Below are 16,802 nucleotides of genomic sequence, written 5' to 3' on the forward strand. Positions count from 1 at the left end.
CTCTTCTGATTACGCAGTTTCTCGGCGATCGAGGCGGCGAGCTTGTTGGTGGCCTCAGCCATGGCAGCCGGCAGGCGGGCCTGCTCCATCAGCATCGGCACCACTTCCGGCTCCGGGCGACGGTAGGCGGCGGTGATAGAGGCGCGCAGGACCGATTGCGGCAGGATGCTTTCAGCGAACTCCAGAAAGGGTTGCACTGGCGTGCCGAGAGCAGGATCCAGGGCTTCGAGGTCTTCAGTGTCAACTGGGCCCGCCAGGTTGAGCAGATGGTGGGCGCAATCACCCTGTTCGCTGCGCTCGATAAAGTTGAGAATCAACTGTTTGATGACCCAGTGCGGGGTGCGTTCGGCCGACTGGGCGGCTTTCTTCAAGCGGTCCCGTGAATCGCTGGTCAGTTTTACCCCGACCGTGGTTGAAGCGCTCATATGCCATCCTTCCAAACAATAAAGTGCGCCTTGCGAGGGCACGTAGGTTGAAGTGACAGCCAGCTGAAATGCCCGGATATTATTTCAAATGGCTGATTGGTATACTTACCGGCTTGAAACTTGCTCGGCGATCCGAGCCCTCTGACAACAGGACTCTGCCCCCCATGCCCGCTCCCCAGAAAGCCGTTACCGCTACCCAGAAGGCCTACACGGAACTCAAGCGGCGGATCATGGACGGCGTCCTGGCCGAAGGTGCGCCGATTCGCCAGGACGAGGTCGCCCAGGCCATGGGCGTGAGCAAGATTCCGGTTAGGGAGGCGTTGATGCGCCTGCAGTCCGAGGGCCTGGTGGTGATCACCCCCAATGCCGGCGCCACCGTGGCCACGTTGACCGTGGCCGACTACCTCGAGATGCTCGACATGCGCATTGCCCTGGAGTGTCGGGCCCTTGAATTGGCTGTGCCGAACATGGCCTCCAGCGATATCGCCAAGGCTCGTCAACTGCTGGCCGCTTACGATCAGGCTATGACCCAGTACGAGTGGAGCGACCTCAACATGCGCTTTCACGAATGCCTTTACGCCGCGGCCAACCGGCCTCGTCTCATGGCCATGACGCGCTCGGTGCAGGATCAGATGGGGCGTATCCTGCGCCTGCGGGTTTCCATGGCCGCTGGCCATTCGCGTTCTCATCAGGAGCATGTGCAGATCCTCGATGCTTGTGAGCAGGGTGACGGCGCCTTGGCGGTGGCCCTGTTGCGCAAGCACATTGAGCAGACCCAGCGCGAAGTTCAGGGCTATTTCCGCAATCGACCGAGCGAAAACCTCTCCTGAGCCCTGTGCCAGGGGTCAGTCCAGGCGGTCCTGGAGACGTTTGTAAAAAGTCGCCGCCTGGACACCGAGCCCACGGAAGCGGTGGAATGCAATCGACCTGATCGACGACACCGGCACCTGCAACTCGTCCGTTGAGAGCCCCAGTACCCGGTTCGCCAACTGCTTGCCGAGCGCCGTGGAAATGGCGATCCCCCGACCGTTGCACCCCACGGCAATGTGCAGTTGCCGAGCCGGCTCGTGGACATGGGGCAGGTGATCGCTGGTTACCGCGAAATAGCCGCTCCACTGGTAGGCCCACTGCAGGCGGCCCAAAGGGCTGAACAGTTGTTCGCCGACACATTGCAGACCGGGCACGATCCGCGAATGGTCCAGGCCCGCTGTGGCCCCCGAGCCACCCATGACCAGACGGCCATCGGGTGACAGGCGAAACGAGGTCAGCAATTGACGGGTGTCCGATGCCACTTGGCCCAGGGGCAGGATCGCCGCTTGCATGGCGGCCGGTAGCGGTTCGGTGGCGATCTGTGCGGTGCGCACCGGAACGAACGAGGTGCGCAAGCCGGGTACCAATTGTTCTGCGTAAGCCCCGGTGGCGACGATCACTTGCCGGCTTCTGACTTGCCCTGTGGCGGTGCTGGCCAGCCACTCGCCTTGCTCTTGACGCAAGGAGTCGACCTTGGTCGGGGCGTGGATTCTGACCCCCAATTGCAGCGCCACTTGTGCCAGGCCGCGGGCGTAACTCAAGGGTTGCAGCGAGCCGCCTCGCGGGTCGATCCAGCCCAGACTGTAGCCGCGGGTGCCGAGTAGGCCATGCAGGTGCTCGCCTTCCAGGAGCTGCGCATTGACGCCGCGCTGCTGCCAGGATGCGCAGCGTGCCCGCACGGCCTTGATGCCGGCGCGGGTGCAGGCCGGTTGAATCCAGCCTTGCTGGCGCGCCGCGCAGGGGATGCCGTGGCGGGCGATCAGGCGGAACACTTCGTCAGGTGCCTGGTCGCCGAATTGCACCAGCTTGCGGCCTGCTTCGCCGGGAAACAGTTGCTCGATGACCTCTGGATCTTGCTTCAGACCGGCGATGACCTGGCCATTGTTGCGCCCGGAAGCGCCCCAGCCGGGTTGCTCGGCATCGACGACGATGCAGTCGACGCCGGCCTCGGCCAAGTGAATGGCCGCCGACAACCCGGTGAAGCCCGCGCCGATGATCAGCACATCGGCCACCTGCGGGCCTGACAGCGCAGCTAATGCCGGCGCGGCGATGGCGGTGTCAGCCCAGAGGGAGGGCGGCAGACCCAAGGGTTCGCCCAGCAGTGAGGCATTGTCGCTGCGGGTCATCGGCTCAGGCCTCGGCGAAGTCAAGGAGCATACCGCAGGCGTGCTGCGGGGCCACCCGAATACGGTCGGGCAGAACTTCGAACGGCACCTGGTTGCGGCTCAGTAGTTGCTTGAGCGTATCCAGGCTGGCGACCCGTACCCCGGTGCTGCTCAGGTAGGGGGCTGTCACGCCGTCGAGTATCAAGCCGCTGTCCTTGGCCAAGGATTCCGTGAGAACGCGGTGAACCCCGCCGTCTGCCAGGCGCACCTCGATCTGCTGCTCGCTGATCCCCAGGCTGTCGGCGCCGAAGTAGGGCAGCAGTTGCTCGTGCAGGCCCTGCAGGCTGTCCACCACCGAGGTCATCTCGAAGATTCCCAGAGCACTGTTGGGGTGGACAAGAAATTCCGGCTGGCGCAGCCGCTCGGGCGTCAGGTGCTCGCAGACCAGCGATGCCATGAGCGCCGGGGCTTCCTCAGGGTTGAAAAAGACCAGGCGAAAGGACACGGGCAGGGGGCCGCTGGACAATTCGAAATTGCGCGTCAGCTCCCGAGGTTCGGCCGGGTGCAAACCGGCGTCGACGGCGTTGCGATACAGGTCGCGGTTGTCCAGATCAGAGCGAAAGGCAACGCCCATCAGGCCTTCGCGCTCGGCGAGAAAATGCTCCAGTCCATGGGTATAGCGACTCGCGTCGGCAATGCCGCGATGTTCCAGGTAGTCGTGCTCGAACATGATGCACCAGTTGCCGGTGCCCCACTCGATGTGGCGTCCGGCGGGCGGCACCATGAAGCCGAGTTTTTCATACAACAAACGGGAGTGGTCGAGGTCGCGCACAGCGATGACCGGATGATCGAAACCGAGAATACCGATACTCATGGGTGACCCCTGTTGGAAAGAGAAAGGAGCGGTTGTCTCGGGGCAGATCACTCTGCGGGAGAGGAGTAGAACTTGCCCGCATGGGCCCAGTCATGGGCAGGGATCTCGGAAAAAATCACATCGATGGACTCCACGGAGCAGTTCAGCACTTCAGCCGTCAAGCGAGTGACTTCGTGCATGTATTGGGCTTTTTGTTCCTGGGTACGGCCGGGGCAAAGTTCGACGCGAACGATGGGCATGGGATGCTCCTGGTGAATGGTATCTTAAAAATTAAAATCGTATACCGATGTCGTCGTAGCAAATCCTGAATTGACAGAGCGGGTTGCAACAGTCTTGTTGTTATGTGCAACCCGCAGAGCCTGGTTGCAACTGTGGGCACGCTCAACGGTATCAAAGTATCCTATATCTAGCAATAGTATACTAAATGTTCCGATATTCAGGCGTGATTGGCGCTTTTTCGGCTCTTACGCCAGCCAATGGCGCTTGCTTGAGACAGTGTTCAGCATCCCTGCGATTCGCCGTATCAATGCTCTTTAACTTTCTTGATGCGCAGAATAATCAGCGCAAGGATGCCGATTGCGAGGGGCGTCATGGCCAACATGGCCTCCCGCGGGGCCACCTCGGCGCCGAGCAGGTGCAACCCCGAGTAGCCAAGCTTGAGCAGGTTCAGCAGGTAGTAGGTGATGGCGATAATCGACAGGCCTTCCACGGCGCGCTGGATCTTGATCTGGGCATCGGCGCGGGTGTTCAGGTTTTTAAGGATCTCCGAGTTCTGTTCTTCCATTTCCACCTGCACCCGAGCTTGCAACAGATCGCCCAGGTTGGCCACGCTTTTGGCCAGGTGCTCCAGGCGTTGTTCGGTGACGGCGCAGTACCTGACGGTGGGCTTGAAGCGGCGTTCGATGAACACTCCGAGGCGCTGGCAATCCCCCACATGACTTTCCCGCAGTTCGCCCAGGCGCTCGAACACCAGTTGGGCATAGGCCTGGGTGGCACTGAAGCGGTGGCGGGTTTTCGCGGTACTGCTGACCACCTGGGCTGAAAGGCTGGAGATATCCGCCAGTAGGGCTTTGGCGTTACCGCTGTCGGCTCCGGCGTTACGCTCGGAAAGGGTGACCAAGGTCTGATCAAAGTTATTGAGTTGCGCGCTCAAGGCCTTGGCCGTGGTCAAGCATAGCGAGGCCATCATCCGGTAGGTCTCGATTTCCAGCAGGCGGCGAATCATCCGCCCTTGGCGGTAGGCGTTGAGGCGCCGGTTGACGAACAGGAAGCGGTTGCTGCCGTCCTCGCTGAGACGAAAATCGCTCCAGACCACCGCATCGCCGCCGCCCACGCAGGAACCGCACGGGTCCTTGAAGCCGTAGCGGGCGAGGTCCAGGCCGGCTTCGCCACGCACGACGATCTGCACCGAGTTGATCAGCTCCGGCAAATGCACTTCGACCTTTTGCGCCAGCACCTTGGGCAGCGATGTCCAGGACAGGTCATCGCTGGATGAAGTGACCACCAGGGTCAGGGTGAAGAACTCGGCGTGGCGTTCCCATTTCAGTGGGTGGCCGTCGAGCTGGGTGATGCCTTGGACGGCATGAGGATCGAACGGGGCAGGACAGCAGTGCTCCAGCAGCGCATTGCACTCCTGGTCCCCGCCGAGGAAGGCCAGATGAAACACATGGGCCGGTTCGTCGAAATACAGGGACGGGCGTGCGTGCAGTTCATTGTGCAGGGTTTTTCTTTGGGGATGCATGAGGTTCGGCCACTTTGGAATTGTTCTTGGCACTTGCGATCAACGCCCCCCGCTAGCTAGCCCCCTTCTTAGCGGGGCGTACACGCTTCAGGCATTGCTCGACGGCTGTTGTTGATGGGACAGGCTAACGAACTCACGAGTCACTAATGGTAATCGATACATTTCCGGGCAGATGTAGGTGATAAGGAGGGGGAGGTTGGCGCGATCCGCTGGTAGGGGCGTGTGTGTAAGTGAATTTTGAATGCTTGAGCTTCGCCCCAATATGCCTGCGGCGCTTTGCAGTCTGCGAGCGGCCCCCAATCAACTAGTTTGCGCGAAAACATCTGCGATTGTCTGACCCTCTGATCTTCGAAAATGTATCAGGGAGACCATGACGCGATTCATTGAAGAGACTCGGACGCAAGGGACTTTGTGGTCTGAATGTGTGGAGGATTATATAGCGAAAGAAAATCCAGCCCATGTGGTCGACGTTGATGAGCTCGACCTGGGAGGGGATTTTCTGCGGTACATTTGAGCTACTCCACAACCGGCATCGACTCGTCGTTCGCCTGGGCCTTGGGACTTTTAATAATCAGCAGCAGCGGCATGACCGCCAGCGACAACACCATCAGCAGCTTGAAGTCATCCAGGTATGCGACCCAACTGGCTTGTACCGTGATCATTGCGTCCAGGGTTGCGCGGCCGGACGCGACCATCGGGTCCAGATAACTCTTGATCGGCCAGGCGTCGAAGATCCGGTTGAATGGGGTGACGTAGGCACCTATTTCCGCGTGGTTGACCTGGATGTTCTGGGCAAGTAGCACGGTCACGATGGAAATCCCGACGCTGGATCCGACATTTCGCGACAGGCTGAAAAGCCCAGTACCTTCTGCTCGCAACGAGGCCGGCAATGTCGCGAAGGCAACCGTGGTCAGCGGCACGAAAAGCATTCCCAGGCTGGTGCCTTGAATGAAACCGACATAAATAATGGTTTGTATCGACACATTGGGCGTCCAACTGGTCATCAGCCACATGGACAGTGCTGACAAACCCAGGCCAATCAGCAGTAACAGACGTGTATCAACTTTGCCTAGCAACCGACCAGCGAGGAACATGGTCAGCATTGTGCCCAACCCACGAGGCCCCATTACCATGCCGGCGGTCATCACCGGATAGCCCATTAGGGTTTGCAGGTAGGGAGTCATCAACGCTAGCGAGGCCAGGGAGGTGATTCCGACGATGAAAATAAAGATGACGCTGATCGAAAAATTACGGTCCTTGAACAGCGTTGGGCTGATAAAGGGGGCGTCGGTGGTGAAGGTGTGGACCAGAAACACATAAATGGCGGCAACGGCCACCACAGCTTCAATCAGGATTTCACCGGAAGAGAACCAGCCCAATTGTTCGCCACGGTCCAGTAACAGTTGTAGAGCCATGATCGCCACACTCAGCGAACCAAAACCTAGCCAGTCCAGGCGCGACGATGTGTCGGTTGGCGATTCGCTGACGTAATAGATGATTCCGGTCAGCGCCAGCAAACCAATCGGCAAGTTGATGAAAAACACCCACCGCCAGCTGAAATTGTCAGTCAGCCAGCCGCCGAGCATCGGACCCAGCACGGGGCCGACCATGATCGATACACCGAACAGCGCCATGGCTGAACCGCGCTCCTTGAAACTATAGATATCTAACAGAATGCCCTGGGATAAAGGCACTAACGCCGCGCCCGCAAGGCCTTGCATCAGACGGAAAAGAATGATTTGTTCCAGCGATTGCGCGAGCCCGCAAAGAATCGACGAGATGACGAAGCCGATAATCGCCCAAAGCAGCACGCGCCTGCGACCGAAACGTCTGGCGAGAAATGCAGACGGCGGCGTCATGATCGCGGCCGCGACGATGTAGGAGGTCAGCACCCAGTTAATCTGGTCCGAACTGGCCGAGATACTGCCTTGCATGTAGGGCAGGGCGACGTTGGCAATCGTCGTGTCCAGCGCTTGCATGATCACCGCCAACACAACGCAGACGGTAATCATCCCGCGATGGGTCACCGGCTCAGTCACTGCCGGATCATTCATGGGCGGTAGCCTTGCCGGCAAACGATCCCGAGAACATTTCCCGAAGACCACGCGCCTTGCCTGTATTGATCCGGGCTTCCACGCTCATGCCGGTGCGCAGTGACGGTTTTTGACCTGCATCATCGATGCTGATGCGTACGGGAATACGCTGCACAACCTTGACCCAATTGCCAGTGGTGTTCTGCGCTGGCAGCAGCGAGAAGCTTGAACCCGATGCAGGGCTGATGCTTTCGACTGTGCCGTGCCACCGAACGCCAGGGTAACTGTCCACGCTGATATCGACGGGCTGGCCGGGTTTCATATGGGTCAGTTCGGTTTCCTTGGGCGACGCAGCGACCCACAGATTATCAGCCGACACCAGGCTGATGCCGGATTGTGGCGGTTGCAGATAAGAACCAACTTGCAACGAATCAACGTTGGTCACGATACCGTCGAACGGCGCCGTGACCACTGAGTTGGTCAGGTTGCGCTGCGCCTCGTCAACTGCGGCCTGGGCCTGTAGATACGTGGGTTGTTGTTCTACGGGTGTATCGATGTGCCCACCCAATTGTGCAAGTACCATTTGTGCCGTGGCCTTGGCGACGGCAATTTTTTGCCGGGTGCTGTCCAGCGCGTGCTTGGCGTCGTCGTAATTGGTTTTGGACACCGCAGAAACGCTGAGCAGGGTTTGCTGGCGCTGGAAGCTGGTCTGGTAGTACGGGAGGTCAATTTGTGCCTGATCGATTTCGGCCAGCGCTTGGTTGTAATTGGCTTTGAGGTTGAGGATCTGGTTACGCACGTTGCCCAATTGCGCCTTGGCGCTTGCCAACGCAATTTCAAAAGGCTCCGGCTTCAGGGTGAACAGCACTTGACCCTGGGTGACCCGCTGATTGTCTTTGACATCGACCGAGGCCACGAGGCCCGATACATCGGTGGAGACACCCACGTGATCGGCCTGAATGTAAGCGTTGTCGGTCGAAATGATCTGCCCACCTGTGGCGTATAGGTAACCACCGACAAGAAGCCCGATGGGTAGCAATGTAAACAGCGCTATCCGCGTGCGCTGTCGTTTTGAACGGGCGGGGGGCGCATCACTTTGCATGCCTTCAGCTTGGCCAAGGTTTGATTTGGGCGCCTCGGTTGAAGAGGGACTTTCCATCCGTGAAACAGTGGGTCTCACCACAAGGTCCGGGGCCGACTTCAGGTTTTGATCAGCCATGAAGACGTGCCTCCTCTTCAATGGGAAGACTGCAGGCATCGATCAGATTGGACCTTACCCGCTTCATCATCTGCAACAGCAGTTGATTTTCTTCCTCTGAGAAACCTTTCGTAGCCTCCTGGCGTGTCAGTTGGCCCATGCCACGCATCAGCTCCAGCAACGGATGAGCTTGGGTGGTCAAAAACAGCAGGGACAGGCGGCGATCTGTTGCGTGACGGCGCCGTTCGATCAACCCGCGTTCTGCCATTTTGTCCAGCAGACGCACAAGGGTGATTGACTCCAACTCCAGCAAGTCCGCGAGCCCTTTTTGATGAATCCCCTCATGGGTCGACAACATGGCCAGCACTTGCCACTGCGAACGGGTAAGTCCGACGTGTCGCGCACGTTGTTCAAAGCGCTTGCGCATCAATCGAGCGCTGTCATGCAGGGCGAAACTTAGTGTCAATGCGTCAGTCATGCCGAGATTTCTCACAAAGAGCTAGCTTGTAATTAGCATACTATCTATTTTTGCGGCAAAAAGAAGAAAATTCTTCAATGACAAGGTTAGTGATGGCTTTGAACAGAGCAATTAAAATCGATTGTGGAACAAAGGGGGAGCCGCGCTGCAAGGTCGCAGCCGGGCCATTCAGAACCCCTTCGCGTCCCACGCATCAATTCTTGGGTTAGGTCAAATCAGTTAGCCCCTTTTCTCCACTTGCCCCGTCGCTAGACGTGGCCCATGTCCTACCTGCTATCTGATCAGTCTTTTGCGCTTTGCAGCCTGAAGTTTCCCTCGGGTGAGCTCGGTCAGTTCTCGCACCATTTTTATGCCGGTACTGCTGTTGCAATGTGGCTGGTTTGGCAGCTGGCGGTATTAACCGGTGTGTATCTGGGCGTAAGCATCCCCGAGACATGGTCGTTAAGTGGATTGCCGTGAATAGGTTGCCCATGATCATCAGGGTCAGGCATAGAAACAAAGCCAGGTCCGCACCAGAAGCAAGCGCCAAAGTCAGGCCGTTGCGCTGATACAATTTGCCCATCACCTGCGGCCGTATTCGGCGTAGGTATCGAGGCGGATTTTGGCCATGACCTTGGGCACATTGATCGCGAACTCGTGTGGCGCAGCGTACTGACCAGCCTGTGCAAACTCCAGACATCGGGTCATCGCAGGGAAGACCGCGCAGAAGCCTTCGCAATAGCGGCAGGCATTGCTGATGCTCATCTGCCATTGGACTTCGCTTTCGTCGAAATTCAGCACCGGAATCAACCCGCTCGACGCTTAACAGTTGCATATCAAGGCCATCGTTGGCGCTGAGATCGAGCAAGTAAATGCGGACTTCCGGTACTGCTAGTTGAACAACCGTATTACGGAAGGGAGGAATCCGCTCATCTCTCATTGGGGTGTAGCTGCGACTTCTGCCCTAGAGCGGCTGGGCTCACGGATTGTCACGGAGTTCCGTGCCCCGCTTGGCGTACTTCCTACCGGGTTTCCGCGATTGCAAGTCATAGTGCGCGGCCCAATGATTTGCGCCATGAGCAGAGTCTATGGGTGCATGCCGGCTCCTCCCGTTTCAGGCTTGAGGCGGATATTCACGGTGTGTATCGCTGCGTGATGTATCGGTTGAGCCAATCATGGAAATAATGCGAATTCATTATGCCAAATAGAAATGAATTGATTCTGGCTAACTTGATTGCCAATCGGGCGGAAACTCATCCTGATCTGGATGTCCTTACCTTCGAGAATGACGATCAGCCCGTAGATATCCGTACTTATGGCGATCTCTGGAATCATGGCCGGCAGATAGCTGGGGCGTTTCGTAGGGAGGCCATGGAACCAGGTGATTGTTTCGCGATCCTCATGCACAACCATCCCGAGTTCGTGGAAGCGATGGTAGGTGCTTCAATTGCGGGACTTACATTCGTTCCAATTGATCCTCGCACGCGAGGTGAAAAGCTGGTGTATATGCTGACGCACGCTGGCTGCAAGGGCGTCATTTGCACCGACTACACCATCGACGCCGTCCAGGAAGTAAAGCAAGACGTGCCGTGTTTGGAATGGGTTTGGGTTTTAAACTCAGATGGCCAAGAGCTCCAAGCTACACCGTTGACGCGCGTGCGCGGTATGAAAGAGATATTTGAAGGGCCAGTACCGTTATTGGAAACCGTTGTGAAAGATCCCATGGAGCCCATGGAGATTATGTACACCTCCGGTACTACGGGCGAACCAAAAGGCGTGGTAATGACTCATGGTCGCTGGGGTATCGTCGCAAGCTGGCACGACGCTCTGGGTTATAGGCCCGATGATCGACCCTACAGCGGACTGTCGTTGACCCATGGCAATGCGCAACTGGTAACACTGGCGTGCAGTTTGAAATCTGGAATGCGCGCCGTATTCAGTCGCAAATTTACCAGATCGCGATTGTGGAGCATCGTTAGAAAATACAATTGCACAGTTTTCAACTTACTGGGGGGAATGACGACCGCCATCTACAGTGAACCACCTTCCGAGATGGATTCATCAAACCCAGTGAGATTTGTCATCAGCGCAGGAATGCCCAGTGATATCTGGGAGCATTTTGAACAGCGCTTCAACGTTCGTATCTTGGAGTTTTATGCGGCGGTGGAGGGCGGATTGACCATAAAACCAGTAGATGAGGGACCTGTAGGCAGTATCGGCAAGCCTCCTGCCGGTTTAAAGATTCGTCTGGTCGATAACTATGGCGCAGACGTTCCGGTGGGCACGCGGGGCGAAATAATTTTTCAACTTGCCGACGGTACCCCACCTGATGTGGAGTACCTGCATGATCCGGAGGCTTCCGGCAAAAAGGTGCGCGGTGGTTGGCTGCGCACCGGTGACATCGGACACCTCGATGAGAATGGTTGGCTGTTTTTCGATTTTCGCGCAGGTGCCGCCATTCGTCACAATGGCGAATTCGTGAATCCGGCTCGCATCGAAAAGCTTCTTGCTGAAAGTCCACTGGTAGCTGATGTTTTTGTGTACGGGGTCCGGTCCCAGTCAGGTTCACCAGGTGAAAAGGATGTAGTGGCCGCGGTTGTGCCCACGGATCCAAACGGGTTGGATGTGGCGCGGTTGTTCACGCTCTGCCGAGCGCAGTTGGAGCCTAATTCGGTACCAAGCTATTTGCAGGTCGTTGACGAGATTCCCAAAACGGTCTCTGAAAAGCCGATTGAGCGCTTTCTGCTTCAGGCGTTCGACGAGCGATCAGAAAACGTGTATGACGCTGCGGATATATGGCCCAAGCGAGCCTCTATCGTTGAATTGAATGCAATGGACGACGATGTAATGACTGAGGAAGGGCGGCCGTCGATGTGAGTCCGAAGACTGGCGCTAGAGAGGTTGCGGAAGGCAATTCTAAAACCTGAACGTCTATCAGGCCTTGGTCCGCAGTCATTTTGGCTTCAAAGGGGCCGGGTATGGTATATCCTCGAAGCCAAGGCCTAGCCACGATAATTATAAAAATGCACTCTACTACCTCTTTGCAACACGGGCGTATCATCCAGTCCAAGCTCAGACCGCCAAACACAGGTCTGGAGCTCACACCGCGCAATGATTTTTGCAGCCGAGTCCTTGAGAGTCGCGCAAATTTTGTTTTGGTCAGTGCTCCGGCAGGCTATGGCAAGTCTACCGCCATGACTCTCCTGGCCAAGCGGATGGTGAACGAGGGCATCAAGGTCGGCTGGTTGACGGTGGACGCCGCTGACAATGACATTGCATCTTTCGCCAACTACCTCTGGCGCTGCCTGGTGGCATTACTGCCGGAGCATGCCAGGCCGATCGATGACTCATCCGCAATCGAGAAGGCAAGTGAGGTACTGACGGGGCGTCCCTATGAGCTTCTCGATGCACTGAGTTTGTTCGAGGAGCCGCTGGCGCTGTTCATCGACGACTTCGAACGTATCTCCTCTCCTGACGTACTCGCTTTGGTGACCAGTCTGATCTCGAATCTGACCGAAGGCCAACGGCTGATCATTGGCAGTCGTCAAAAGACCCAGCTGCCACTTGGAAAGTTACGTGTTCAGGGTAAGCTTCTTGAGATGCAGGCGCAGGATTTGCGGTTTTCCCAAGAGGAAACGCGTGCCTACCTCACAAGCCGTTTGAAGAGGGATGTGGGCGAGGGTAATTTAAGCCTGATACAGGAAAGAACCGATGGGTGGGCTGTTGCGCTTCAGCTTTCCACGGCGGCATTGATGAACGGAGCGAGTTCTGCAGTCGTACTCAATGGGCTTCCGGGGCCGAGCCAGGAGATTGCTGATTACCTTGCAGAGGACGTTCTGACACGACTGCCTAGTGCACAGCGAGAGTTTCTAATTCAGTCGAGCCTGTTTGAAGCCTTTTGCCCGGCGATGTGCGACGAGGTCTTCGAACGCACCGACAGCGGCGCAATCATCGAGCAGATCGAGAAGGGCAACCTGTTTTTGCAGACGATCGATGCCGACCATGTCTGGTATCGTTACCATCCGCTGTTTCGCGATTTCCTGAAAAACCAGCTCTCGCGCTCCGGTTTTACCGCTGCGCTGGCGCAGTGGCATCTTCGTTCCGCCCGCTGGCTGGATCGGACAGGGCAGGGGTTGCAAGCCGTCAATCATGCTATCGAAGCTAATAATTTCGAATACGCAGCTGAGATCATGGTCGCGAGGGCCAACGAGTTTCTGCGCGATGGCCAATTCCGGCTGGTGCATGAGTGGATCAAACTATTGCCTGATGACGTTGTTGGCAAGCAACCCCAACTGCTTATTGCCGCTGCTTATGCGATGGTGTTCCTGCATCAGTACAAAGGGGCTTGGGCATTGCTGGCCAGGCTGGAGGGAATGGGGCTGGTACCCGGGCCATTTGCCTATGACCTAACAGCATTGCGAGTCATGATCGGCGGGTGGTCTGATGATCCCTCGGCTTTGGAGACGGCAAAAGTAGCGCTGCCATCTTTTCAGGGGGCGTCGCCATATTTTATAGGGCTGCTCAGAAACACGGCAGCGATCCACGAAATGGCCCTGGGCAACTACCATGCTGCTCTCCAGCAATTGGCTGCTGCAAAGCACGATCTTCAACCCGTTCAGTCTATCTACGGCTTCAGCTACAGCCAATGCCTGGAAGGCGCCGTTGAGATGCTCGAAGGCAGTGTCATTCAGGCGGAGGCTCGTTTCAATTCCACCCTTTGTGGTCTTATTGAAACGGGGGACCGATTCACTAACTCGACGGCGGTGGCGGCTGCGTTTCTTATTGAGGCTCGGTATGAGTTAAACGATCTGGATTCGGTCGAGATCCTGTTGACTCACTACCTATCGATGATCCGCGACTACTGCTTGCCGGACCAGCTGATTACCACCTACCGTGTCGCTGCACGGGTGCATTTCCTTCGTGGGCGCCAGAGTGAAGCACTGGAAACATTGGACGCTTTGCAGGATCTTGGCGACCTACGCGGCGTACCCAGGCTGGCGGCCGGCGCGCGCCAGGGCAAGTTACGCCTGGCCTTACGTGCAGGGGATACGGCTGCTGCAAACCGCTTGTATCTGCTATTGGCCGAGCCTGGTATCTGGGAAAAGTGGAAGGGGATGTTTCCCTATTCAGATGATCTGGACGACCCCTTTGTTGCGAGGGTACGGATTGGGTTGGTATCTGGGAACGGTGCCGGGCTGGTGGGCGAACTGCTAGAGGCGATCAGTGAAGCCGAGGAGAAGCATCGATCCCGACGGCTTGTGCGTTTGCGCTGTCTCCTGGCTCAAGCTCTGGACGCGGCACGCAAGCGACCACAGGCCCTCGAGGTCCTGGAAAAGACGCTCGTTTTTGCGGAGCCCAAGGGATTGTTCCGCGTTATTGCGGATGACGCATGGTTGCTCATGCCATTACTGGAAATGCTCGAATTACGCTCCAAGCGTGTTTCAAGAAACTTTATCATGGCGTTGATCAAAGCAACGGCCGACACCAACGTTGCGTTCATTCCAGGCAATATCTCGGACATGGGTAATGAACAGAAACCCAAAACCAATCTGAGTCAGCGTGAGCTGCAAATCATGAGGCTCCTTGGAGACGGCGCTTCGAACAAGGAACTTAGTCGCAAGCTCATAATGAGCGAGAACACCGTCGAAACCCATTTACGGCGGATTTACTCGAAGTTAAACGCGAAAAATCGTACCCACGCCGTCGCTAAAGCGCGTGAATGCGGCCTGCTGTAATCATTTCTCGAACCGGGTAGATAGGGGCGGGGCTCTCCCGTCCCCCTCTCCCTGAGGTCATGAGCTTTTCCAAATCCTGATTCTTATGGCCTGCGGGCCAGCGCTGGACAAGCGCATAGCGCTTGCGTCACGGATATCATTTTCATTTTCCGACAAATATTCCCGGATTCCCGCGATTGGAAGCCAGGCGCGTGCGCCACAGAATCGTGGTGTAGGCCAATAGTGGTTCAGACATGACGTCGCTTGGTGTGTTGACGTGAGGAATGAACTGCCAGCGGCACCATTGGAGAACGGTGAATCAGAATGGGCAATTTTTCGAGACGGGAATACCTGCGAGTCAAAAAAGGGGGCACTGATGAGCGCAACGTGCAGGGTGAGAAGCGCAAGGCCGAGCCACGAACTGCCCCCCGAGACTATGATCCCGTTCAAACCCATGAGTGTGACGTTCTGGTAATCGGTGGTGGAATCGCAGGTATGGAAGCAGCTCTGCGAGCTGTCAGCCTCGGTAAAACAGCAATTATTGTCGACAAAGGTGTCTTCGGACACTCAGGCTCCTCGGGGATAAATTGGGGCCACACCTATCAGAGTATGGAGTTCAGCTCCGATGACGATGAAACCGTTGCCAAGACCGTGGCGGTCATGGATATGGTCTGTGAAGGGCTGCTCAACCAGCCGTACTTCTATCACATCCTCAAAGCCCAGAAAGAAGAAAAAGTCATCGCCAACGCATTGAAGTACGGCAGTATTCCGCTGTACAACGAAGACGGTACCGTATACAGCCACAACGAACCGCACCATGAATTTCCGGTGACCCATGACCAAGGGTTCTGGCCACGGATGATGGCGCAATGGTGCCAGCGTAACGGAAACGTTACCGAAATTTTCGATAATACCTACGTCGTCGACATCCTACTTTCTGAAGACGGGCACGCTGCTGGCGCCATCGCGATCGACATGATTCACGGCACACCTCGGGTCTTCCGCTCGAAAACCACGGTCATGGCGACGGGCAGCTATTGCTGGATCACCGGATGGAATGGGATGGGTGCCGAGTCCATGGCCGGCAAGGAATGCACGGGCGATGGCACTGCATTGCTGCTCAAGCATGGTGTGCCGATGGCAGACATGGAACAGTTCTGTGGTGATGCCTCGCAATGGACGCCCATGGGCGTGCGGCAAACCATGGGCAACCTCAATTTCGACGCGCTGCAGACGCCGCGCAATATGATCTATGACGTGGATGGGATTTCTTGGGACGAAATGCTCAAGGACGTGGAAGTGCCGTTCCTGTCCATGGGCGCGACCATGAAACTCATGTATGGCATGCGGCTGCATGGGCGCACCACGGCAAACGGCGGTTGCCTGATGGACAAGGATTGCGCACCGGTGATGCCCCGTTACTACCGGCGTAGCGAGCAGCGCCAGAAGGCTGTGATGGGTTACCAGATGCCTCAACTCATCGAGGTAGTGCCGCAGACTTGGGACAGTGCAGGCTGTCCACGTGATTTGTCGTCGAACTCCATGACCATCATCCCGGGGATGTTCTTCGCCGGTGCGGCACCAGGCGCGGTTGGCGGGATGGCCCAGGTGGCGGCGCAAACGGGGGGGTGGATGGCCGCCAACGGCGCCGCAAAAATCGCCGATGAAATCGCGATGCCGAAAGTCCCCGAGGACCAGATCAAGGGCATTCTCGACAAGGCCTACGACATGCTGGACCGTGAACCGCAGGCGCCGATCAGGCCTCGGCATGTCATGAAGAGCATTCAGCAAACGTATTGGGATCGGCAAAACGGTCCGCTAAAAGATGAGGCGAAAATTCAGGAGATCATCGCCGAGCTGAATCGCATCAAGCTTGAAGACATCCCCAGAATGTACGTCGCTGATAAGTCTTATCGCATGAATTGCGAGTGGCGGGACGCGTTCGAGGCAGAGAGCATGCTCTATTGCGCGCTGGGAGCCTCTTATGCCGCGTTACTGCGCAAGGAAACGCGAGGCATGAACTTGCGCACGGATTACCCGGATACCGACAACAGTATCGGTTTGTTCAATACGGTGGTCTCGGTGAAGCCGGACGGTGAGTGGAGTTTCGAGAAAGGCAAGAAATTCGACAGTATCGTGCCGTCCGAAGTTATCGCCGCGATGGTGCCTCAGAACATCGGTTTGAATACCGTTGCAAAGAAAAAACAATAAGACTGATGTCGGGA

General features: G+C 56.9%; 11 protein-coding genes and 3 pseudogenes. 5 read left to right on the forward strand and 9 right to left on the reverse strand.

Features of this window, described 5'->3' with window-relative positions:
- Positions 1-425: pseudogene (locus tag AC07VR_RS18020) on the reverse strand (trifunctional transcriptional regulator/proline dehydrogenase/L-glutamate gamma-semialdehyde dehydrogenase); the annotation flags it as partial.
- Between the two features lie 164 nt (positions 426-589).
- On the opposite strand from AC07VR_RS18020, the gene AC07VR_RS18025 reads away from it, so the two are divergent.
- Positions 590-1,255: a GntR family transcriptional regulator gene (locus AC07VR_RS18025; RefSeq protein WP_495012027.1), complete on the forward strand. Its 666-nt coding sequence runs from the start codon at positions 590-592 to the stop codon at positions 1,253-1,255.
- Positions 1,256-1,270: 15 nt separating this feature from the next.
- Here AC07VR_RS18025 and AC07VR_RS18030 read toward each other — a convergent pair whose 3' ends face one another.
- The 7 genes from AC07VR_RS18030 to AC07VR_RS18060 form a co-directional block, all read right to left on the reverse strand.
- The gene (locus AC07VR_RS18030; protein ID WP_495012028.1) at positions 1,271-2,581 is read right to left on the reverse strand and encodes an NAD(P)/FAD-dependent oxidoreductase; all 1,311 of its coding nucleotides are present in this window, start codon (positions 2,579-2,581) and stop codon (positions 1,271-1,273) included.
- Between the two features lie 4 nt (positions 2,582-2,585).
- On the reverse strand, positions 2,586-3,434 hold the full coding sequence (locus AC07VR_RS18035) for a VOC family protein (RefSeq protein WP_495012029.1): 849 nt from the start codon (positions 3,432-3,434) through the stop codon (positions 2,586-2,588).
- 47 nt (positions 3,435-3,481) lie between these two features.
- Positions 3,482-3,673, reverse strand: a complete 192-nt coding sequence (locus AC07VR_RS18040) for a 4-oxalocrotonate tautomerase (RefSeq protein ID WP_495012030.1) — start codon at positions 3,671-3,673, stop codon at positions 3,482-3,484.
- 284 nt (positions 3,674-3,957) lie between these two features.
- Complete coding sequence (locus AC07VR_RS18045) at positions 3,958-5,175, reverse strand: DUF3422 domain-containing protein (protein WP_495012031.1); 1,218 nt, start codon at positions 5,173-5,175, stop codon at positions 3,958-3,960.
- 515 nt (positions 5,176-5,690) lie between these two features.
- Positions 5,691-7,229 carry a DHA2 family efflux MFS transporter permease subunit gene (locus AC07VR_RS18050; RefSeq protein ID WP_495012032.1) on the reverse strand — a complete coding sequence of 513 codons (1,539 nt, stop codon included), beginning with the start codon at positions 7,227-7,229 and terminating at the stop codon, positions 5,691-5,693.
- Entirely contained in the window at positions 7,222-8,427 is a 1,206-nt protein-coding gene (locus AC07VR_RS18055) for an HlyD family secretion protein (protein WP_495012033.1), read from the reverse strand. Before AC07VR_RS18055 ends, AC07VR_RS18050 begins: the two co-directional genes overlap by 8 nt.
- Positions 8,420-8,884, reverse strand: a complete 465-nt coding sequence (locus AC07VR_RS18060) for a MarR family winged helix-turn-helix transcriptional regulator (RefSeq protein ID WP_495012034.1) — start codon at positions 8,882-8,884, stop codon at positions 8,420-8,422. Before AC07VR_RS18060 ends, AC07VR_RS18055 begins: the two co-directional genes overlap by 8 nt.
- 210 nt (positions 8,885-9,094) lie before the next feature.
- Here AC07VR_RS18060 and AC07VR_RS18065 point away from each other — a divergent pair.
- A pseudogene (locus AC07VR_RS18065) lies at positions 9,095-9,328 on the forward strand (AzlC family ABC transporter permease); the annotation flags it as partial.
- A 4-nt stretch (positions 9,329-9,332) separates the two neighbouring features.
- On the opposite strand, the pseudogene tcuB reads toward AC07VR_RS18065, so the two are convergent.
- A pseudogene (gene tcuB / locus AC07VR_RS18070) lies at positions 9,333-9,673 on the reverse strand (tricarballylate utilization protein TcuB); the annotation flags it as partial.
- 405 nt (positions 9,674-10,078) lie between these two features.
- Here tcuB and AC07VR_RS18075 point away from each other — a divergent pair.
- The 3 genes from AC07VR_RS18075 (at position 10,079) to AC07VR_RS18085 (ending at position 16,788) form a co-directional block, all read left to right on the forward strand.
- Complete coding sequence (locus tag AC07VR_RS18075; RefSeq protein WP_495012035.1) at positions 10,079-11,740, forward strand: AMP-binding protein; 1,662 nt, start codon at positions 10,079-10,081, stop codon at positions 11,738-11,740.
- 146 nt (positions 11,741-11,886) lie between these two features.
- On the forward strand, positions 11,887-14,598 hold the full coding sequence (locus AC07VR_RS18080) for a helix-turn-helix transcriptional regulator (RefSeq protein WP_495012036.1): 2,712 nt from the start codon (positions 11,887-11,889) through the stop codon (positions 14,596-14,598).
- Positions 14,599-14,901: 303 nt separating this feature from the next.
- Complete coding sequence (locus tag AC07VR_RS18085) at positions 14,902-16,788, forward strand: FAD-dependent oxidoreductase (protein ID WP_495012037.1); 1,887 nt, start codon at positions 14,902-14,904, stop codon at positions 16,786-16,788.
- The last annotated feature ends 14 nt before the right edge of the window (positions 16,789-16,802 follow it).

It is taken from the genome of Pseudomonas sp. GW821-FHT02H09 (assembly GCF_059421425.1).